Raw genomic sequence first — 20,423 nt, forward strand, 5'->3', positions numbered from 1 at the left:
CTCCGGCCGGAGGCCGCGCCCACCGCGCCGATCGTCAGTGATTCGCCGACGTCGGTCGCCCCGGGGGCGCAGCCCGGTTCACCCGCCGTCGAGGGCGCTCTGCGGGCGGGTGCCATCAGAGCGCGATTAGGGGGCGAACATCGAAACGGAGGGGGTGGGGCGGGTGGCGAGGAAATGCGAGAGTTATCGATTTACGTGTTAACTCTGGGCGAATAATCTGGTAAGAAGCAGGTGTGAGCGCCGACACCCACCCCGCCGAGGCCGCGATGGTCCGGGTCGTGAACGGTGTCGCCCATGTCTAAGACCAGGCCCTCGGACGCCGCCGTCGAGCACCGGCGCCAGGAGATCCTCGACCACGTCATCGCCACCGGCGAGGTCCGCATCGACGACCTCACCACCCGGTTCGGCGTCAGCCTGATGACGATGCACCGCGACCTCGACGACCTCGCCGATCGCCGCCTCCTCCGCAAACTCCGCGGCAAGGTCGAGGCGTACCCGGCGACGACGATGGAGTCGGCCGCCCGCTTCCGCGACACCTTCAACCAGGCCACGAAGGACACGCTGGGCGAGGCCGCGGCGGCGCACGTCCACTCCGGTCAGACGGTCTTCGTCGACGACTCGACGACGCTCTTCCCGCTCGTCCGCCGCCTGGGCCTGATCGAAGACCTCACCGTCATCACCAACTCGCTCGAAGCCGCCCGCATTCTCGGCCCGGTCAAGAGCGTCGAGGTCGTCCTCGCGGGCGGCCGCTATCACCACGAATACGACTCGTGCGCCGGTCCGGACGTCCTCGCCTTCCTCGAACGCACGCACGCCGACATCGCGTTCGTCTCGGTCGCCGCGGTCGCGGTCGGCCGCCTGTTCCACCCGGTTCAGGACTACGCCGCGCTCAAGCAGGCCGCGCTGCGCACCGCGAGCCACAACGTGCTGGTCGTCGACAACTCCAAATTCGGCCGCACGGCCACCTTCGCGCACGGGGACATCGGCGACTACGACCTCCTGATCACCGACGATCTGACACCCACCGAGGAGATCGAGGCAGCGCTGAACGCCGGAACTGCCATCGAACAGGTCGAATGCGACCCGGAGGGGCCGGAATATGAAATCTGACCTGGTCGCCGGAATCGACTCCTCGACCCAGTCGACGAAGGTCGTCGTCTGCGACGCGAACACCGGCGAAATCGTCCGCACCGGCCGCGCTTCGCACCCCGAAGGCACCGAAGTCGCTCCCTCCGCGTGGTGGGACGCCTTCCGCGAGGCCACCGACGGCCTGCTCGACGGCGTCGGCGCCATCGGCATCGGCGGTCAGCAGCACGGCATGGTCACCCTCGACGAAGCGGGCGAGGTAGTCCGGCCCGCGTTGCTGTGGAACGACACCCGCTCCGCGAAGGCGGCCGAAGACCTCGGCGGCGAACTCGGTGCCGAGAACTGGGCGAAGTCCGTCGGCTCGCTGCCGGTCGCCAGCTTCACCGTCACGAAGCTGCGGTGGATGGCGGAGAACGAGCCCGAGCTCGCCGACCGCGTCGCCCGCGTGCTGCTGCCCCACGACTGGCTGACCTGGCGGCTGCTGGGCGAGGGCGCCGAGCCGGTCACCGACCGCGGCGACGCCTCCGGCACCGGCTATTTCTCGCCGTCGACGGGCACCTACCGCCAAGACCTCCTCGCGCACGCCTTCGGCGGCCGCACTCCCGACCTCCCCAAGGTCATCGGTCCCGCCGAAGCCGCGGGCCACACCCCGGACGGGATCCTGGTCTCGGCCGGAACCGGTGACAACATGGCCGCCGCGCTCGGTCTCGAACTCGCCCCCGGCGACGTCGTGGTCTCGCTGGGCACCAGCGGCACCGTCTTCGGCGTCTCCGAAACCGCGAGCGCCGATCCGTCCGGGATCGTCTCGGGATTCGCCGACGCCACCGGCCGTTTCCTCCCGCTGGCCTGCACCCTCAACGCCGCCCGCGTCCTCACCGCGACGTCCGCGATGCTGGGCGTCGAGCTCACGGAGTTCGACAAGCTGGCGCTCGCCGCCGCGCCCGGTTCCGGCGGCCTCACCTTTCTGCCGTATCTCGACGGTGAGCGGACGCCGAACCTCCCGGACGCCAAGGGCACGCTCTTCGGCCTGACCCGCGCGAACATGACGCCCGAGAACCTCGCCCGCGCCGCCGTCGAGGGCATGTTGTGCGGACTCGCCGCCGGTCTCGACGCCCTGGTCGAGCAGGGACTCGAAGTCCGCCAGGTCCTCCTGATCGGCGGTGGCGCGCAGTCGGCCGCCGTCCGCGCGGTCGCGCCGATCGTGTTCGGCGTGCCCGTCGTCGTCCCCGAGGTCGCCGAGTACGTCGCGGTCGGTGCCGCGCGGCAGGCGGCCTGGGCCCTCGCTTCCAGCACGGAACCTCCCCGCTGGCAGGAACAGCACGGCTACACCCCACTCGAACCGACCGAGCCGGACCGCGCCGAAGGGCGCCGGATCCAGCAACGGCATCTCGAAGCCCGCGAACTCGGGCACGGCATTTCCGCGAAACCGAAAGAGGACTGAACCGATGGCCACGATCACCTACGACAAGGCGACCCGGCGCTACGCGGGCTCCGAGCGGCCCGCTGTGGACGCACTCGACCTCGAGATCGCCGACGGCGAGTTCCTCGTGCTGGTCGGGCCGTCCGGCTGTGGCAAGTCCACCAGCCTGCGGATGCTCGCCGGCCTCGAGGACATCGACGAAGGCGCCGTCTGGATCGGCGACCGCGACGTCACGCAGCTGCCGCCGCGCGCCCGCGACATCGCGATGGTGTTCCAGAACTACGCGCTGTACCCGCACATGACCGTCGGCCAGAACATGGGCTTCGCGCTGAAGATCGCGGGCCGCCCGGCCTCGGAGATCAAGCAGAAGGTGCTCGACGCGGCCAAGCTGCTCGACATCGAGCAGTACCTCGACCGCAAGCCGAAGGCGCTCTCCGGTGGTCAGCGCCAGCGTGTCGCGATGGGCCGCGCCATCGTGCGCGAGCCGCAGGTCTTCCTGATGGACGAGCCGCTGTCGAACCTCGACGCGAAGCTGCGTGTCTCCACCCGTACGCAGATCGCCGCCCTGCAGCGCCGCCTCGGCGTCACCACCGTGTACGTCACGCACGACCAGGTCGAGGCCATGACGATGGGTGACCGGGTCGCGGTCCTCTCGGACGGTCTCCTCCAGCAGTGCGACACCCCGCGCGCCCTGTACGACAAGCCCGCAAACGCTTTCGTCGCCGGGTTCATCGGCTCGCCCGCGATGAACCTCGTCACCGCGAAGCTCACCGAAGACGGTGCCGAGCTGGGCGGCGCCCGCGTGCCGCTGACCCGCGAGATCCTCGCCAAGGCCGAAGGCGACACGGTCACCCTCGGCTTCCGCCCCGAGTCGATCGAGGTGACCACCAGCGAAGACGGCACGCTGCCGATCAAGGTCGACCTCGTCGAGGAGCTCGGCTCGGACGCGTACGTCTACGGCAAGCTCGCCGAGAGCGACGCCGAAGGCACGAAGTCGAACGTCGTGACCCGTGTGGACCCGCGCAAGCCGCCGGCCATGGGCGACACCCTGCGCCTGCGGATTCGTCCCGACGAGCTGCACGTGTTCTCCGCCACCGACGGGGCGCGCCTGTCCTGAGCCGGTTCGTGGGAAACTGGTGGTCGTTATGACCGCCAGTTTCCCGCGTGCCGAGGTCGTCATCGACCTGTCCGCCATCCGGCACAACGTCGCCCTGCTCGCTTCCCGCGCCCCCGGTGCCCGGACGATGGCCGTCGTCAAGGCCGACGGCTACGGCCACGGAGCGCTCGAGGTCGCCCGTGCCGCTGTCGAGGGCGGGGCCACTTGGCTGGGCACCTGCTCCCTCGGCGAGGCGCTCGCGCTGCGCCGCGCGGGGATCGGGGTCCGGCTCTTCAGCTGGCTCGACACTCCCGAAGCCGACTTCGCGCCCGCGGTCGCCGAAGACATCGACATCGCCGTGAGCTCCCTCGACGAGCTCTCCCGAGTGGCCGACGGCGTGCGCCGGGCACGCGACTTTAGCGGCCTAATCTCGATCGCGAGGGTGCACCTCAAGATCGACACCGGACTGTCCCGAAACGGCTGTCCACCTGCGGAATGGTCAGCGCTGGTCGAGGCCGCGGCGGCCGAGAAGGCGCTCATCGAGGTCGTCGCGATCTGGTCGCACCTCGCGTGCGCCGACGATCTCGGCCACCCCTCCATCGACGCGCAGGCGAAGCGGTTCGACGAGGCGTATGACATCGCCCGCGCGGCCGGGCTGAACCCGATGCGGCACATCGCGAACTCCGCCGCCGTGCTGACCAGGCCCGAGCTGCACTTCGACCTCGTCCGCCCCGGGATCGCGATCTACGGGCTGAACCCGGTGCCCACCGAAGACGACCTGCGCCCGGCGATGACCTTCAAGTCGTCGGTCGTGCTCACCAAACGGATCGCGTCCGGCGAATCGGTGTCGTACGGCCACACCTGGACGGCCGAGCGCGACACCACCCTCGCCCTGGTTCCGGTCGGATACGCCGACGGCGTGCCGAGGACGCTTTCCGGGCGCATGGACGTGTGGCTCGACGGAAAGCGCAGGCCGGTCGTCGGCCGCGTCTGCATGGACCAGCTGATCGTCGACTGCGGAGACGACGAACCGGCCGTCGGCAGTGAAGTGATCCTCTTCGGCCAGGGCGATCTCGGCGAGCCGACGGCCCGCGAATGGGCCGACAAGCTGGGGACGATCGACTACGAGATCGTGACCTCGATGTACCGCCCGCGGATCCGCCGGACGTATCTGGAGGCGGGCTCGTGACACCTTCACGACGACTGCTGGCCATCGTCGGCGGTGTCGGAGCCGTGGCCACCGGCACCGCCGCCGCGATCGCCGTCGCCGCACAGCAGCGGCGGCAGAGTGAGGATCCGTTCGTGGACGAGCCGTTGGGGGATCTTGAACCGGATCGGACGTCGACAGTGGCGGCGGAGGACGGCACGCCGCTCGCGGTCGAGGAGATCGACCCGGCCGATGGAGGAGAACCGGAGCTGACCGTCGTCGGCGTGCACGGTTTCGCGTTGTCCAAGCGCTGCTGGCATTTCCAGCGGCGAGACCTCGCGTCGCTGAAGCTGCCGCGGGTGCGTCAGGTCTACTACGACCATCGCGGGCACGGGCAATCCGGCGCCGCGACCGCCGAAACCAGCACCATCGAACAGCTGGCGCGCGACCTCGACATGGTCCTGCGCTCGGTGGTGCCGGACGGGCCCCTCGTGCTCATGGGGCACTCGATGGGCGGCATGGTGATCATGGAGCTCGCCGCGGAGCATCCCGAGCTGTTCGACGACCGCGTCGGCGGTGTCGCGTTCATCGCGACCGCGGCGGGCGAAGTCGGCGCACGGGGACTGCCGCGGTCACTGCTCTCGAAGTACAACCCGCTCACGCGGGGCGTCGGCGGGCTGGCCGGTTGGCAGCCTGGGCTCGTCGAGTTCGTGCGCGCGGCCGGCGGTCAGCTGACGCGGCAGGCGGTGCGCAGGCTGGCTTTCGGGAGCCGGGACGTGTCCCCGCGACTGGTCGACTTCATGCTGGAAATGCTCGAAGTGACGCCGGTGCGCGGGCTCGTGAACTTCGTCGACACGCTCGGCAGCCACAACCGGTACGCCGCGCTCGCCGGGCTGAAGCACGCGCACGTGCTGGTCGTCGGCGGGGATTCCGACCGGTTCACGCCGATCGCGCACGCCGAGCGGATCGCGGCGGAGCTGCCGGACGCGGAGCTGGTGCGCGTGCGCGGCGCGGGACACATGGTGCAGCTGGAACAACCCGAACTGGTGAACAGCCACCTGATCGACTTGGTGCAACGGTGCACGGGCACCGATGGTGAGACTTCCGACCGGCGAACCTGGTGGTGGCAACGCTGATGAATTTCGCTTTCCCGACTCCCGAGTCGACGATGGATTTCGGGCGCGAGCTCGGACGTTCGCTGCGCGCGGGCGATCTGGTGCTGCTCGCCGGGCCGCTCGGGGCGGGCAAGACGACGCTGACCCGCGGGATCGCGGACGGTCTCGGCGTCGGCGGGCGGGTCAGCTCCCCGACGTTCGTGATCGCCAGGGTGCATCCGGCGGGCGAGGCCGGGGTGGCTTTGGTGCACGTCGACGCGTACCGGCTCGGCGGGGATCTCTCGCAGCTGGACGACCTGGACCTCGACACCGAACTGGAGCGGTCCGCCCTGGTCGTCGAGTGGGGCGAGGGAGCGGCGGAGCGCCTTTCGGACGACTACCTCGTCGTGCGCCTGGACCGCCGCGAGGACGACGTCCGCGAGGTCACCCTGGAGCCGCACGGCACCTGGGCGACCCGCACGCCCGGATCGACTTTCGCGGGCTAATCGCGATCTGCGGGACCGACGACGGAGCGCGCGATTCCCAGGGCGACCAGGTCCTGGGGGCGTAGCCGCAGCCGGTCCGCGAGAGCGGGGACCTCGTCGGAGGGCAGCTTGAGGATCGCCGCGGCCGCCTCGGGCGAGGTGACCGAGAAGTACGCACCGGGGGTCACCCAGGTCGACCCCGGCGACGCGAACGCGAGCGCGCTGCCGGACCCGCCTTCCCCGATCACCAGCGTCGTGATCGGCACGGCCGCGCTCGCGACGGCTTCGAACAACTCCGCGATCGCCGCCCCCGCCCCGGCCCGCTCGGCCGCCGCGTCGTTCGCCGCGCCCGGGGTGTCGACGAGGGTGATCACCGGAATCCCGAGCCTCGACGCGAGCCGCACCAGACGCGCCGCCGTCCGGAAACCCGCGGGCAGCGTCGGCGTCCCGCACTGCGCCGCGTACGCGATCGCGCGGCCGCTTCGCCAGCCGAAGCCGCACAAGACGCCGGAGTCGACTCCGCCACACCTGTCGCCCGAGACATCCTCACGCCAGTCGAAGTACGCATCGAGATACTCCGCCGCCCTCGGCCGATCAGCAGCGCGCGACGCCTGCACAGCGGCCCATCCGTTTTCGGGCAAGTCCGCTGACCCGAGAGCACCTGGAGGCTCAGCGGCTTCCGCTGACGGCGAAGCCAGCAAGCGCAGCCACCGTTCCAACGCCGCAGGAAGGTCCGCGGGCCGCACGATCTGGTCGACCTGGCCCCACGCGAGCTTCGCCTCGGCCGTGTACGCCTCCGCGGGCGCGTCGGCGGGCCGTACCCGGGAACCGGCGAAACCGACCTGCGCCCCGGGCAGCGCGAGAACGACGTCGGCGCTCGCCCCGAGGGTCGCCCAGCCGCCACCGGTGGTCGGATCGCGCAGTACCGAGATCTGCGGCACCGACCGGGCTCCGGCCGCCGCCCGCGCGATGCGTTGCAGCTGCGAAAGCGCGCGCATCCCGTGCTGCATGCGGCTGCCGCCGGTCGCGATCAGCGACACCACCGGCAGCCGGGACTCCACCGCCCGCGCGAACGCCGCCTCGACGCGATCACCGGTCCGCTGGCCGATCGACCCGCCCAGGAAGCCGAACTCGAAGGCGATCACGACCGTCTCGACGTCGCCGATCCTGGCGGTCCCGCAGAGGACGGACTCGTTTTCGCCAGTCCGTTCCTCGGCGCCTTCGCGCGCCTCGCGATAGCCCGGCCATTCGATCGGCCCGTCGTCCGGCTCATCGGACCGCGGAACGTCCAGATCCTCGAAACCGGTCGCGATCTCCTCGATGACCGACCGCGCGGACGGCCTGTTCATCCGAGCGACCGCTTCATGACCTTGCCCATGTCGTTGCGCGGTAACGCCTCCAGATACCGCACCACGCGAGGACGCTTGTGCGGCGACAGCAACCGCGAGACGTGATCGGCGAGTTCCGACTCAGCCGGGCGCTCACCGGCGGGCACCACCCAGGCCACGATGCGCTCGCCGAGGTCGTCGTCGGGCTCGCCGGTCACCGCGACCTCCGCGACACCGGGGTGCTCCATCAGCGCGTTCTCGATCTCGCCCGCGCCGATCTTGTAGCCGCCGCTCTTGATCAGATCCGTCGCCTTCCGGCCGACGATCTTCACGTAGCCGGCGGCGTCGCGGGTCGCCATGTCACCGGTCCGGAACCAGCCGTCGTCGAAGGCGGCTTCGGTGGCGTCGGGACGGTTGAGGTACTCGGTGAACAAGTTCGGCCCGCGGACCTGGATCTCGCCGACGGTCTCCAGTTCCTCGACGGGAGCACCCGATTCGTCCACGAGCCGCAGGTCGACGCCGCCCAGCGGGACGCCGACCGTTCCGGGGACACGCTCGCCGTCGGCACGGACGCTGGTGATCATGAGGGTCTCGGTCATCCCGTAGCGCTCGATCACCTGCTGGCCGGTCGCCGCGGTGATGCGCTGGTGGTCATGGACGGGCAACGCGGCCGATCCGGAGACGAGCAGCCGGGCGCCGCGCAGGGCCTCGGCGAGCGCCGCGTCTTCGCCGACCTCGCCCGCGATGCGGTGATACATGGTCGGGACGCCGAACATCATCGTCGCCCCGGTGGCGAGTTCGCGTGCGACGCCTTCGGTGGAGAAGCGGCCGAGATGCCGCACCGAGCCGCCGCGCCGGAGCGGTCCGAGGATGCCGAGGATCAGGCCGTGCACGTGGAAGAGCGGGAGGCCGTGGACGAGGACGTCGTCGGCGGTCCACTCCCAGGCGTCTTCGAGCGCGTCGAGGGTGGTCGAGATCGCGCGGCGGGGGAGGACGACGCCCTTGGGCGGGCCGGTCGTCCCGGAGGTGTAGACGATCAGCGCCGGGGCTTCGGCGTCCGGTTCCGCGGGGAGATCGCCGGGTGTGCCTTCGAGCGCGATGTCACGGCGGGGCAGATCGGCGAGCCCCTCGGGGAGGGCGGCACCCGGTTCGGCGAGTACGAGGACGGGCTCGCTGTCGGCGACGATGTGGGCGAGTTCGCGCTCGCCGATCTTCGGGTTGAGGGGGATGGCGGGGACGCCGGCGAGCAGCGCGGCGATCACGGCGATGCTGGTGTGCACCGTCGGCGTCGCCCAGACGGCGACGCGGCCGCTCGGTAGATCGCGGGCGAGCGTGCCGGCGACGGTCGTGACGTCGGCGTAGGTCAGGGAGGTGCCGCCGAAGCGGAGGGCCTCCTTGTCGGAGCCGCTCGCCAGCGTGGGGAACAACCGATCGGGCACGTGTGACCTCCTGCTCGACTCCGACGGCCGGGGCGCGTGGAGCCGAGGCCCCTCTCCGGACCGTACCGCCCCACCCTCCCCGCCCCCTGCGACCTGCTTCACACCCAGCGCAGGGAGCGACTTTCGCCCCCTAATCGCGATCCGGTGCCGGGTCGCGGGGCGGGAGGGGCGGGACCCGACAGATCGCGATTAGGGGGCGAAAGTCGACTCCGGCGGCGGGGGAGCGGGCCCGGCACCGGATCGCGATTAGCCCGCGAACATCGCTCCGGGGCGCTGGTCGTAGGCTGGGTAACCGTGCTGGTACTGGCCATCGACACCTCGACCCCGGCGGTCACCGCGGGCCTCGTCGCCCTGGACGGCGACGTCCTCGAGTCACGCGGCGACCGCGTCACGGTCGACCCGCGCGCGCACGGCGAGCTGATCACGCCCCACGCCCTGGAAGCCGTCAAGGCCGCGGGCGTCACGCTTCGCGACCTCGACGCTATCGTCTGCGGCGTCGGCCCCGGCCCCTTCACCGGCCTCCGCGCCGGCATGGCCACCGCCGCGTCGCTCGCCCACGCCCTCGGCATCCCCGCCCACCCGGTCTGCAGCCTCGACGCGATCGCCGCCGACGTCGCCCCCGGCGAAGCGCCCTTCCTCGTCCTCACCGACGCGAGACGCCGCGAGGTCTACTGGGCCGCGTACGCCGCCGACGGATCCCGCGTCGACGGCCCGCACGTCCAGCGGCCCGCCGACCTCGAGACGACCATCGAGGTCGCGGCGGGCGACGGCGCCCTCCTCTATGCGGACGCCCTCGGCGTCCAGCCGATCGAGCCGCGCTTCCCGTCACCGCTCGGCCTGGTCAAGGCCGCCCGCGAAGCCCTCCTGCAGGACAAAGAGCCCGCCCCGCTCACCCCGCTCTACCTCCGCCGCCCGGACGCCGTCGAACCGGCCGCGCGCAAGAAGGTGACCACGCCGTGAGGCTGGAACCCTTACGCCGCAAGGATATTCCCCGCTGTGTCGAGATAGAGAAGATCCTCTTTCCCGGCGATTCGCCGTGGACCGCCTACGCCTTCCACGCCGAACTCGACGGCGGCGGGTACTACCTGGTCGCCCGTCCGGAGGAAAGCGACGAGGTCATCGGTTACGCCGGGCTCGCCGTCGTCGGCCGCCGCGGCGACTACGAGGCGAGCGTCCACACGATCGGCGTCGATCCCGGCCACCAGCGCAACGGCATCGGGACCATCCTGCTCAAAGCGCTCCTCACCCGCGCGGACGAACTCGCGGCGCCGGTCTTCCTCGAAGTCCGCACCGACAACGACGCGGCGATCACGCTCTACGAGCGGCACGGTTTCGAACGCGTCGGCCTCCGGAAGCGCTACTACCAGCCCTCCGGCGCCGACGCCTACACGATGGCCCGCCCGCGGGCCCAGGTCCGAGACGAGGTGGCGGGCTGATGCCGCGCATCATCATGGGCATCGAGAGTTCGTGCGACGAGACCGGCGTCGGTCTCGTCCGCCTGCACGACGACGGCACGGTCGAACTCCTCGCCGACGAGGTCGCCTCCAGCGTCGACCAGCACGCCCGCTTCGGCGGCGTCGTGCCCGAGGTCGCCAGCCGCGCGCACCTGGAGGCGATGGTCCCGACGGTCGAGCGGGCCTTCGACATGGCCGGGCTGAAACTGTCCGATGTGGACGCCATCGCGGTGACCGCCGGACCCGGCCTCGCCGGCGCGCTCCTGGTCGGCGTCGCCGCCGCCAAGGCTTACGCCGCCGCGCTCGACATCCCGCTCTACGGCGTCAATCACCTGGCGGGACACATCGCCGTCGACACGCTCCAGCACGGGCCGTTGCCGGAGCGCTGTCTCGCCCTGCTCGTCTCGGGCGGGCACACGCAATTGCTGCTGGTGGACGACATCGCGTCCGAAATCACCGAGCTCGGGTCCACAGTGGACGACGCGGCGGGCGAGGCCTACGACAAGGTCGCCCGCGTTCTTGGTCTGCCGTATCCCGGTGGCCCGCCCATCGACAAGGCCGCCAAGAACGGTGACGGCGCGGCCATAGCGTTCCCTCGCGGCATGACCGGACCGCGCGACGCGAAGTTCGATTTCTCTTTCTCCGGTTTGAAAACCGCCGTCGCGCGCTGGGTCGAGGGCGCGGAGCGCCGCGGCGAGGAGATCCCTGTCGACGATGTCGCCGCGTCGTTCCAGGAGGCCGTCGCCGACGTCCTCACGATGAAGGCGATCCGGGCCGCCAAGGAACACGGCGTGGACACCTTGGTGATTTCCGGTGGTGTGGCGGCGAATTCGAGGCTCTCCGAACTCGCCGCCGAGCGTTGCGCGGAAGCCGGGATCACCCTGCGCGTCCCGCGGCCGCGGCTGTGCACGGACAACGGCGCGATGATCGCCGCGCTCGGCGCGCACGTGGTCGCCGCCGGACGTCCGCGGGCGTCGCTCGACTTCTCGGCGAATCCGGCACTACCGGTTCAGATCATTTCGATCTAGCGTGTTTCGGCGGTGGTGCGCGGCGCCGGGGCGAGATTGAGCAGCTCCTCCAGCGCCGCCACCGCGAGTGCGGCGGCATTGCCGTCGCCGTAAGGGTTTCCGGCGTGCGTCGGATGGAGATCGCCGCGCAGGATCTTCGCCGCGGTGTCGGCGATGAGACCGGTGTCCGTCCCGACCAGCCAGGCGCAGCCCGCCTCGATCGCTTCGCGTCGTTCGGTGACGTCGCGCAGCACGAGGACGGGCGTGCCGAACGTCGGCGCTTCCTCTTGGATACCACCGGAATCGGTCAGGACGAGTTCGGCCAGCCGCAGCGCGCGTACGAGATCGGGATATTCGAGCGGCTCGGTGATCGTCACCCGCGGCGTCCCGCCGAGCGCGGTCATGACCTGTTCCCGCACGGCCGGATTGGGGTGCACCGGGAACAGCACCTGGACGTCGCTGTGCTCCGCGACGATCAGTTCGATGGCCGCGAGCGTGCGGCTCAGCGGCTCGCCCCAGGACTCGCGCCGGTGCGACGTCACGAGAACGAGGCGCTCGCCCGCTTCGGAGATCTCCATCTCCAGCAACGCGAGCGCGGTGTCCCTGGCCGGGAGATCGCGCTCGGCGATCTCGATCACGGCGTCGACGACGGTGTTGCCGGTGACCGCGATCCGTTGGCGCGGAACACCTTCCGTGCGCAGCGCGGCCGCGGCGCCCGGTGTCGGCGCGAGATGCAGCGCGGCGATGCGCGAGATCATCTGCCGGGTTCCCTCTTCCGGGAACGGCGCGGCGAGGTCGTGCGTGCGCAGCCCCGCTTCGAGGTGCACCACCGGGATCCCCAGCCAGAACGCGGCGAGCGCGCCCGCCAGTCCCGTCGTCGTGTCGCCCTGGACGACGACCGCCGCGGGCGCGACCCGGCGCAGCACCCGGTCGAGCGCGGGGAGCAGCCCTGAAACGAGTTCCGCCTGGGTGCCGGTGGTCCGGTGCGGGGTGTCGAGCCAGGCGTCGACCGGCAGCCCGAACGGGATCAGCGCCTGCTCGACCATGCCTTGATGTTGTCCACTGTGGACGATGAAAGGCCGCAGGTGCGGATGCTCCGCCAGCGCCAGTGCCAGCGGAGCGAGCTTGACCGCCTCCGGCCGGGTCCCGGCCAGCAACATCACGTCCACGCGTTCGCGCTCCTCATCCACGAGTTCGAGTGTCCCGCAAACCGCGGGTGGCGGCCGCCGGCGTGCGAGGGACCCACGCCGGCGGCCGTTCTGTCCTGGGGAGTGTCAGTTCCCCGTCTGGCCGAGCCGTTTCGTGCGGCGGTAGCCGGCGATGACCGCGATGGTTCCGAGAACCAGCAGGATCACCCCGACCGCCAGCCACCAGCCGACATCGGCCCCGGTGGCGGCGAGGGCACCCACCCCGCCACCGGCGACGCCGACTCCGGCACCAGGCAACTTGTACATCTCGACCTCACTTCACCCTGGTCAGGCGGTGGTCGCCGGACGACGGCCGCGCACGACGCGGATACCGACCGGAACGGCGACGGCGCCGAGCAGGCCGAGACCGATCCACAGTCCCGCGCCCGAAGCGAGCGGCACGGGCAGACCGGCCGGACCGCAGGTGGCCGACGAGACGATCACGTCGCCGGAACCCAGCGGGGTGAGCGCGTCGCCGAGCAGCTTCACGTGGATCGCGTTGACCGTGAGGCTGCCGTCGCCGTTCTTGATCTGTTCGTTCAGGATGATCGTCGCGACGTTCGCGGCGCCAAGGCCGACCTTGACCTGGGTGTTCGGTGCGGGTGTCGAGTCGACCGCGCCCGCGCTGCCGAGGTTCGCCCCGACCAGGTTCGTCGCGCCCTGCACCCCCTTCTGGGTCGCGGTGCAGGTGGCTTCGACGACCTTGATGCCGACGTCGCCGAGGGCGCCCTTGAGCAGCGGGAGACCGACGTCGGCGGTGCTGGCCTTGGCCGTCACGGCACCGGAGTTGTCGTCGCGCTTGGCTTCGGTGTTGATCGCGCCGGCGGTGAGAATTCCGGTGAGGTTGGCCTTCGCGAGGCTGTTGGTGGTCGGTCCGGAGGTCTTCGCTTCGGCGAGCGGTCCGGCCTTCACCGCGTCGAGGCCGAGGAGCTTCACATCGACCTTGACGCCGTACGCGGAGCCGTCACCGGGGGCCGCCGAGGCGGGCGCCGCACCGGCGAGGGCAACGCTCGCCACCACAGCGGCGAGCAGTCCGCCCCGTCGCAAGAGGTGCGTGTTCTTCAACTGATCCTCCGAATTGTTCGTGGGGGTTTTCTTTCATCTGCGGTCGGCACATGGGCACAACCGATGCGGACGAATCCTCAGCTGGCCTGACTCGGCTCGCGGACCGTCTATCGCCGAGTGTTTCTCAAATTGAACAAAAAACTGCCAGGATCACCGGATCAGGTGGACTTCCGGGCCTTTGCCGCAGGTCGGCGACGACATCACTCTTTCGGCCTAGTCAGTTTCTCCACGATCGTGCCGAAAGGGCTCATGATCATGTCGTTAATGCGAACCCCGGTCGAAAGGACCCGCTCTCGCTGACTTACTCTCGTCGGCGAGGTCCCTGTCCGCTTCGTCGAATCCCGTCGTCTGCTGCGTCTTTCCTGAGAGGGTCACCGTGGCCGTTGCGAGCGCTCCTTTGCCGAGTTCAAGCCGGTTCCCGCTGCGTATGGCGGTGCTGGCGGTGATCGCCGCCGCGGTCGCCCTGGTGCTGGCCGAACGCCTGTATCGGGTGTTCGAAGTGCAACTCTCCGGATTGATACTAAGGGTTATCACCACATCGGGTGTCTTCGTCGCCGGTGAACGCGAGACTGTCTACTTTGGGTTGTCGGGCGATACTCCACTCGGGTTACGAATGACGCCGGAATGCTCTTCGGCATTCATGTTGCTGCCGTTGCTCTTGGTGACCGCGGTCATGTTGTATTTCCGCCCGAAGAATGCGAAGAGGCTGTTCTTCTCGTTGTCCATTTCGGCGGCGGTGGTCATTCTTGTCAATCAGCTGAGGGTTTTGGCGATCGTCGGCCTGGTGAACTGGCTCGGAGTGGACGAAGGTTATTACTGGGGACACACCCTGCTCGGTTCGATGGTCAGTGTCCTCGGCGGCGCGGTCGCCCTCGTGCTGTTCGTCTGGCTGGGCACCCGCAAGTCCCGGGCCGAGCGCGGGGCCGCCTGATGGGCGGCGGTTCGGTCAAGATCCTTCTCGCGATCACGCAGGCGTTCGCGCTCACAATGAGCGTCGCGTTCATCGTGTACGTGGTCGTGATCGTCGTGCCGTACCTGCGGCGCAAACCCGCGCCCGTCGGCGACGCCGCCGACTTCACCTGGCACTTCTTCGTTCCCTGCCGGGACGAGCAGACCGTCATCCGCGAAACGGTGCGGTACCTTCGTTCGACGTTCCGGCACGCGCACGTCTGGGTCGTCGACGACGACTCCGAGGACCGCACCGCCCGGGTCGTCAAGTCGATCTGGCGGCGCAACGGCGGCTACGACCCGTATCTGCACCTCGTTCCCCGGCGCCGTCCGGAGGCGAGGACGGGCAAGGGCGACGCGCTCAACGCCGCCTATCAGGCGCTGAACTTCTGGATGGGCCCGAACGAGAGCCGTGACGACGTGGTCGTCGTGGTGGTCGACGCGGACGGCCGTCCGGCGGAGAACTGCCTCGAAGTGTGCGCCGCGGACCATCTGTTCGGTGACGAGTCCATCGGCGCTGTGCAGCTCGACGTCTGGATGGGCAACGCCGACAGCCGTCCGCCGGGGAAGAACTGGTTCTCCCGCGCTTTCGGGCTGAAGCTGGCGCAGATGCAGGATCTCGAGTTCCGCACGGCCATCGCGGCGATCCAGACCTCGCGCGGGTTCACCGGCACGATCTCCATGGGCGGCAACGGCCAGTTCACCCGGCTGTCCGCTTTGGACTCGATCGCCGGCGACGACGAACAGCCGTGGCGCGGTTCGCTGCTGGAGGATTTCGAACTCGGCGTGCACCTGCTGACCGCGGGCTGGCGGACCGGGTACACCCCGGATTCCCATGTGAAGCAAGAAGGTCTGTACAGCCTGCGGCGGTTCCTGGTGCAGCGCACGCGCTGGGGCCAGGGCACGATGCAGTGTTCGCGGTATCTGCGGCGGATCTGGGATTCGCCGCACGTGAGCACGCTGGGCGCGGCGGAGATGATGTACTACCTGGCGCAGCCGTGGATGCAGCTGCTCGGCTCGCTGCTGTACCCGATCCCGTTCATCCTGCTGCTCGTCAGCACGGCGGGGGATCCGGCGCAGATGTGGACGTGGTTCGCCGACGACGGCGCGTGGATCCTGTTCGCGATCTACGGCTCGTTCGGGCTCCTGCCGTTCATCGTGTGGGGCCCGATCTATCAGTTCAAATGCCTGAAGAGCCGCAATTTCCTGCGCGGGCTCGGGATGGGCTTCGCCTACGCGCTCTACATCTACACGTTCTACATCACGTCGTGGCGGGCGCTGTTCCGACTGGTCCGCGGCCGGAACGGATGGTCGAAGACCCGGCGGAACACCGAGCACGCGCCCGGCGTCAAGGTCGCCCTGGACTCCTGACCCGCTCCCGCGCCCGGATCGCGTTTAGCGGGCTAAACGCGATCCGGGCGTGGCGAGCGAGCTGGGTCAGAAGGCGGGCACGATCCGGACGTCGTCCGCCTTCACGAAGGCGATCCGGTGCCCGAACTGGATCTGCACGTACCGCGTCTTGCCCTTCACGACCACGTGGTCCGCCGGGTCGAACGTCGTCGCCGAGAAGTACTCGGAGCCGACCACGGTGCCGAGCGAGTACCGCTGCCCGGCCGGGAACGTGTACGGCAGCGGGACGACCTGCTGCACCGGCACGTTCGCCGGGTAGGCCTCCGCCTCCGGATACGCGCGCCCGAACACCGGGACGGTCGCCAGACCGGGCTTCGGCGTGACGACCAGGCCGAACGCCGGGCTCGTCGTCCGCACGTCGCGGAACCAGCCCTTCTGGCCCAGGTACCAGATCGCCGTCCAGCCGTCACGGCGCTCGGCGACCACGTACCGCTGCCCGGTCTCCGCCCGGCTGCCGACGTCGGAGACGTCCATCGTGCTCACCGAACCGTCCGGGCGCAGGCCGATGTCCTTGAGCAGCGGCGCCGAGTCGTTCGGCTCGCTGCGCAGCACGACCGAACCAGACCCCCTTGCCGGGCAAGGCTTTCCGGCGCCCTCGCAGCCGGTGAACGCGGGCTGGTTCGTGGCGAAGTCCGGCGTGATGGTCACCAGCGGCGAACCGGGACGGCCGAAGCCCGCCAGCGGCGCGCCCATCAGGTCGAAGTAGTGCGCCCAGTCCCAGTACGGGCCCGGATCCCAGTGCATGCCCTTGATCGTCGAGGGGATCGTGCCCGGGACGTTGTCGTGGCCGATGATGTGCGCGCGGTCGAGCGGGATGTCGTACTTCCGCGCGAGGTAGCCGACGAGCTTCGCGGAGGTGCGGTACATCGCCTCCGTGTACCAGGTGCCCTTCGCGGCGAAGCCTTCGTGCTCGATGCCGACGGACTTCGCGTTGACGTACCAGTTGCCCGCGTGCCAGGCGACGTCCTTGGTCGGCACGTGCTGCGCGATCTGGCCGTCGGACGAGCGGATCGTGTAGTGCCAGCTCACGTACGTCGGGTCCTGGACCAGGTCCATCGCCGTGTTCCAGTAGCCCTCGGTGTCGTGGATGACGATGTACTCGACCTTCTGGCTCTTCGGCCGGTCGGCCTTGTCGTGGTTGCCGTAGTCGTTGTTCGGCAACTCCTGGTACGGCGCCGGCACCGAAAGGCACGAGACCTTCTTCGGGCACTCCGTCTTGGGGTCTTCCGCCTGAGCGCGTGCGGTGCTCACCGGCGTGGCGGCGAGGGTGACGCTCTGGCCGTCGTCGGTCTTGCGGCTGACGCCCTTGGCGATGGTGCCGAAGACTTCGTCGGCGAAGGACTTGGCTCCCGTGTCGTCCTTCGCGCCGCTGTAGCGCGCGACGGCGTCGTACCAGTCACCTGCTTCGCGGTGGTACTTCGCCAGCAACGCGGCGCCACCGCGGATGTTCTGCGTGGGGTTCGTACGCAGCGTCGCGACGTCCTGACCGATCAGCGAGGAGGCCTCGTCGATCGTCTGGAGGCCGGGTGGTGGCGGCTTCGGCGCCGGAGTCACGGGGAGTTTCGCCTGGCGGGCGTCGTCGCCACGCGGGTCCTCCCCGCCTTCGTCGTGATGCGTGCCCGCGCCCGCTTCGCGCAGGTCGGTCAGGTGCATCGGGCCGTAACCGGCGGACGTGCTCGGCGTGCCGGCGTTGAAGTCCCAGCGAGACTCCAGGAAGGAGACGCCGAGCAGGATGTGCTCGGGGACGCCGAACTCCTGTGCGGCGGCCGCGAAGTCCCGTTGGCGCTGCTGATCCGCGGGAGCGGCTTCGGCGGGGACGGCGGCGAGGAGACCGGCGGCGAGAGCGAGGACCGCGAGCCCGGCGGTCCGTTTGGACCGGCGCCGGAGCGGCTCGAGGGTGACGGGACGGAAGGGACGCGGCATGGGCGTATACCCCCAGTGACTAGGTCTGCTGAACAGGACCGACCCCAATGGTCGGAACCTAACCAGAAACCCGTCTCTTCCGTAAGGTCCCCGCAGATCGCGATTAGGGGGCTGAACATAGGTGTGCCGGCCAGATCGCGATTAGCCCGCGAAACAGAGGTCGGTGGCAGGGTGGAGGCATGACTGGGGTGAGGGAACTTCTGCAGGAAAAGGACCACGTCTTCCTCGACTTCGACGGCCCGGTGTGCGACGTGTTCGCCAGGCTGGCGGCGAGCGAGGTGGCGGACAGGCTCAAGCGCCTCGTCACCCCCGATCTGCCCGCGGAAGTGAGCGCTTCCGCTGATCCGTTCGACGTGCTCCGGTACGCGGCCTCGTGCGGGCCGAACGCCGCGCACGTCGTCGAGCGGCAGCTCAGCCGCTTCGAGGTCGAGGCCGTTTCGCAGATCTCGCCTGCTCCCGGTGTCGTGGAGGTGCTCCGCGAGTGGGCGGCGCAGGGGTTCACCGTGACGATCGTCAGCAACAACTCCGTCGACGCGGTCCGGTCCTTCCTCACGCTGCACGAACTCACCGGGCACGTTCGCCGGATCAGCGCCCGGACGACGAGCGACCCCGCGCGCCTGAAGCCGCACCCGGCACTCCTCGATGCCGCGGTGAAGGCTCTGGGCACTTCGCCTCGCCAGTGCGTGATGATCGGTGACTCGGCCGCGGACGTCTTGGCCGCTCGCGCCGCCGGAGTCGCTTCGATCGCTCTCGCGACGACGCCCGTCAAACGCCGGACGCTCGCCGCTCTCGACCCCGATGCCCTGGTGGACGCCCTCGCTGACCTGTGTTCAGCCCCTAATCGCGCTCCGGCGCCCGACCCGCGTTTAGCGGGCTAAACGCGATCCGCGAGCAGGCCCAGGAAGAGCACCATCCCGACCAGGTTGTTGTTCATGAACGCCCGGAAGTAGCCCTCCCGCTCGCGAGCCGCGGTCAGCCTGCCCTGGTGGACGAACAACGCGCCCGCGACCACGACGGCGAGGTCGAACCCCCAGCCGAGCGAGCCCACCCGGCCGATCACCACCAAGAGCACCAGCATCACGCCCTGCAGGACGCCGACAGCCAACCTGTCGTGACGGCCGAACAGGATCGCCGTCGACTTCACGCCGATCTTCAGATCGTCGTCCCGGTCGACCGCGGCGTACTGCGTGTCGTACGCGACGACCCACAAGAGGTTGGCGAGGAACAGGAGCCAGCAGACCGGCGGCAGGGATTCCCCCGAGGCGGCGAAGGCCATCGGGATCGACCAGCCGAACGCCGCGCCGAGCACGACCTGCGGCAGATGCGTGTAGCGCTTCGCGAACGGATACGCGCACGCCAGAACCAGCGCCACCACCGAGAGCGCGACGGTCAGCGGATTGAGCGTCGTGGCCACCAGGAAGGAAAGCAGCACGAGAACCCCGAACAGGCAGCGCGCCTCCCTGCCCGTCGCCGCGCCGCTGGGCAGCGGACGGTTCGCGGTGCGCTTGACGTGACCGTCGAACCCGTGGTCCGCGAAGTCGTTCACCACGCAGCCCGCCGCGCGCATCAGCCACACGCCGGCGACGAAGGCGGCGACGATCCCCGGCGACGGCGGACCGGCGAGCCACAGCGCCCACAGCGTCGGCCACAAGAGCAGCAGGGCGCCGATCGGCTTGTCCGCCCGCATCAGGCGCAGGTACACCGGCAGCTTGTCCCGCGCGAGGAGCAGCGACATCGTCCTCCCCTCCGGCGTGTGTCGATCCGAAGGTAAGGGCGCGATGGCGTCCACGGTCCGAACTCGACCCTCAGGGGCAACGTGCGGTGATCGGATGGGCACGTGCCCCGGAAAAGGGCCGGTCAGGCGCTCGCGGACAAGGTGAGCGGACCCTCCTTGCGGAGCTGGCACTCACATGGCTAGAGTGCTAATTGCACGGCCCGAACACGCCCCGGCACCCGCGACGGCGGGGGTGGTAGGAGCCGTAATTCATCCTGCCAACGCTTTCGACGACCGTGGAGGTCAACCCGGTGAGCGTGAACATCAAGCCGCTCGAGGACAAGATCGTTGTCCAGACGAGTGAGGCCGAGGAGACGACCGCTTCCGGCCTCGTCATCCCCGACACCGCCAAGGAGAAGCCCCAGGAGGGCAAGGTTCTGGCCGTGGGCCCGGGCCGCATCGACGACAAGGGCAACCGCGTCCCGCTCGACGTTTCCGTCGGCGACGTCGTCATCTACTCCAAGTACGGCGGCACCGAAGTGAAGTACAACGGTGAGGACTACTTGATCCTTTCCGCCCGCGACGTGCTGGCCGTCATCAACTGACGTCCGCTCTCAGCG

The 20,423-nt window shown here is 69.7% G+C and carries 20 protein-coding genes; 13 read left to right on the forward strand and 7 right to left on the reverse strand.

Going from position 1 to position 20,423, the window contains the following annotated elements; genetic code table 11:
- Positions 1–294 precede the first annotated feature (294 nt).
- From AB0N89_RS15470 to tsaE, 6 genes are read left to right on the forward strand one after another with little or no spacing between them, the layout of a single operon-like run.
- Entirely contained in the window at positions 295–1,110 is an 816-nt protein-coding gene (locus AB0N89_RS15470) for a DeoR/GlpR family DNA-binding transcription regulator (RefSeq protein WP_364204805.1), read from the forward strand.
- Positions 1,100–2,527 (forward strand): xylulokinase, encoded by a 1,428-nt coding sequence (gene xylB / locus AB0N89_RS15475; protein ID WP_364204807.1) that lies wholly within the window; start codon positions 1,100–1,102, stop codon positions 2,525–2,527. The genes AB0N89_RS15470 and xylB overlap by 11 nt, the downstream gene beginning before the upstream one ends.
- A 4-nt stretch (positions 2,528–2,531) precedes the next feature.
- The gene (gene ugpC / locus AB0N89_RS15480) at positions 2,532–3,623 is read left to right on the forward strand and encodes a sn-glycerol-3-phosphate ABC transporter ATP-binding protein UgpC (protein WP_364204809.1); all 1,092 of its coding nucleotides are present in this window, start codon (positions 2,532–2,534) and stop codon (positions 3,621–3,623) included.
- Positions 3,624–3,651: 28 nt separating this feature from the next.
- Positions 3,652–4,791, forward strand: a complete 1,140-nt coding sequence (gene alr / locus AB0N89_RS15485; RefSeq protein WP_364204811.1) for an alanine racemase — start codon at positions 3,652–3,654, stop codon at positions 4,789–4,791.
- Complete coding sequence (locus AB0N89_RS15490; protein ID WP_364204813.1) at positions 4,788–5,885, forward strand: alpha/beta hydrolase; 1,098 nt, start codon at positions 4,788–4,790, stop codon at positions 5,883–5,885. Before alr ends, AB0N89_RS15490 begins: the two co-directional genes overlap by 4 nt.
- Positions 5,885–6,349, forward strand: a complete 465-nt coding sequence (gene tsaE / locus AB0N89_RS15495) for a tRNA (adenosine(37)-N6)-threonylcarbamoyltransferase complex ATPase subunit type 1 TsaE (protein ID WP_364204815.1) — start codon at positions 5,885–5,887, stop codon at positions 6,347–6,349. Before AB0N89_RS15490 ends, tsaE begins: the two co-directional genes overlap by 1 nt.
- Here the strand turns inward: tsaE and AB0N89_RS15500 are convergent.
- Positions 6,346–7,677, reverse strand: coding sequence for a carboxyl transferase domain-containing protein (locus tag AB0N89_RS15500; protein WP_364204817.1), 1,332 nt, complete (start codon positions 7,675–7,677; stop codon positions 6,346–6,348). The genes tsaE and AB0N89_RS15500 overlap by 4 nt on opposite strands.
- A complete protein-coding gene (locus AB0N89_RS15505) occupies positions 7,674–9,095 on the reverse strand; it encodes an acyl-CoA synthetase (protein ID WP_364204819.1) in 1,422 nt (473 codons plus the stop codon). The genes AB0N89_RS15500 and AB0N89_RS15505 overlap by 4 nt, the downstream gene beginning before the upstream one ends.
- Before the next feature lie 294 nt (positions 9,096–9,389).
- Between AB0N89_RS15505 and tsaB the strand changes: the two genes are divergently transcribed.
- Genes tsaB through tsaD form a run of 3 tightly spaced genes read left to right on the forward strand, consistent with a single transcriptional unit; the run spans position 9,390 to position 11,577 of the window.
- Positions 9,390–10,055: a tRNA (adenosine(37)-N6)-threonylcarbamoyltransferase complex dimerization subunit type 1 TsaB gene (tsaB, locus tag AB0N89_RS15510; RefSeq protein WP_364204820.1), complete on the forward strand. Its 666-nt coding sequence runs from the start codon at positions 9,390–9,392 to the stop codon at positions 10,053–10,055.
- Complete coding sequence (gene rimI / locus AB0N89_RS15515) at positions 10,052–10,531, forward strand: ribosomal protein S18-alanine N-acetyltransferase (RefSeq protein ID WP_364204822.1); 480 nt, start codon at positions 10,052–10,054, stop codon at positions 10,529–10,531. Before tsaB ends, rimI begins: the two co-directional genes overlap by 4 nt.
- Positions 10,531–11,577 carry a tRNA (adenosine(37)-N6)-threonylcarbamoyltransferase complex transferase subunit TsaD gene (gene tsaD / locus AB0N89_RS15520; protein WP_364204824.1) on the forward strand — a complete coding sequence of 349 codons (1,047 nt, stop codon included), beginning with the start codon at positions 10,531–10,533 and terminating at the stop codon, positions 11,575–11,577. Before rimI ends, tsaD begins: the two co-directional genes overlap by 1 nt.
- Here tsaD and wecB read toward each other — a convergent pair.
- The 3 genes from wecB to AB0N89_RS15535 form a co-directional block, all read right to left on the reverse strand.
- A complete protein-coding gene (gene wecB, locus AB0N89_RS15525) occupies positions 11,574–12,725 on the reverse strand; it encodes a UDP-N-acetylglucosamine 2-epimerase (non-hydrolyzing) (RefSeq protein WP_364205004.1) in 1,152 nt (383 codons plus the stop codon). The genes tsaD and wecB overlap by 4 nt on opposite strands.
- Before the next feature lie 105 nt (positions 12,726–12,830).
- Positions 12,831–13,010: an LPXTG cell wall anchor domain-containing protein gene (locus AB0N89_RS15530; RefSeq protein ID WP_364204826.1), complete on the reverse strand. Its 180-nt coding sequence runs from the start codon at positions 13,008–13,010 to the stop codon at positions 12,831–12,833.
- Between the two features lie 21 nt (positions 13,011–13,031).
- Positions 13,032–13,808, reverse strand: a complete 777-nt coding sequence (locus AB0N89_RS15535) for a choice-of-anchor P family protein (protein ID WP_364204828.1) — start codon at positions 13,806–13,808, stop codon at positions 13,032–13,034.
- Between the two features lie 427 nt (positions 13,809–14,235).
- Between AB0N89_RS15535 and xrtP the strand changes: the two genes are divergently transcribed.
- Both xrtP and AB0N89_RS15545 read left to right on the forward strand, forming a co-directional pair.
- Positions 14,236–14,739, forward strand: coding sequence for an exosortase P (xrtP, locus tag AB0N89_RS15540; RefSeq protein ID WP_364204830.1), 504 nt, complete (start codon positions 14,236–14,238; stop codon positions 14,737–14,739).
- The gene (locus AB0N89_RS15545) at positions 14,739–16,127 is read left to right on the forward strand and encodes a glycosyltransferase (protein ID WP_364204832.1); all 1,389 of its coding nucleotides are present in this window, start codon (positions 14,739–14,741) and stop codon (positions 16,125–16,127) included. Before xrtP ends, AB0N89_RS15545 begins: the two co-directional genes overlap by 1 nt.
- 66 nt (positions 16,128–16,193) lie before the next feature.
- Here the strand turns inward: AB0N89_RS15545 and AB0N89_RS15550 are convergent, their stop codons facing one another.
- Entirely contained in the window at positions 16,194–18,089 is a 1,896-nt protein-coding gene (locus tag AB0N89_RS15550) for an N-acetylmuramoyl-L-alanine amidase (protein ID WP_364204833.1), read from the reverse strand.
- Between the two features lie 179 nt (positions 18,090–18,268).
- Here AB0N89_RS15550 and AB0N89_RS15555 point away from each other — a divergent pair, with 179 nt between their 5' ends.
- Complete coding sequence (locus AB0N89_RS15555; protein WP_364204835.1) at positions 18,269–18,967, forward strand: HAD-IA family hydrolase; 699 nt, start codon at positions 18,269–18,271, stop codon at positions 18,965–18,967.
- Here AB0N89_RS15555 and ubiA read toward each other — a convergent pair.
- Complete coding sequence (gene ubiA / locus AB0N89_RS15560; protein WP_364204837.1) at positions 18,964–19,824, reverse strand: 4-hydroxybenzoate octaprenyltransferase; 861 nt, start codon at positions 19,822–19,824, stop codon at positions 18,964–18,966. The genes AB0N89_RS15555 and ubiA overlap by 4 nt on opposite strands.
- A gap of 290 nt (positions 19,825–20,114) precedes the next feature.
- Here ubiA and groES point away from each other — a divergent pair, with 290 nt between their 5' ends.
- Positions 20,115–20,408: a co-chaperone GroES gene (gene groES, locus AB0N89_RS15565; protein ID WP_007031106.1), complete on the forward strand. Its 294-nt coding sequence runs from the start codon at positions 20,115–20,117 to the stop codon at positions 20,406–20,408.
- The last annotated feature ends 15 nt before the right edge of the window (positions 20,409–20,423 follow it).

Origin of the sequence: Amycolatopsis sp. NPDC089917 (genome assembly GCF_040684635.1) — a bacterium.
Taxonomy (GTDB): Bacteria; Actinomycetota; Actinomycetes; order Mycobacteriales; family Pseudonocardiaceae; genus Amycolatopsis.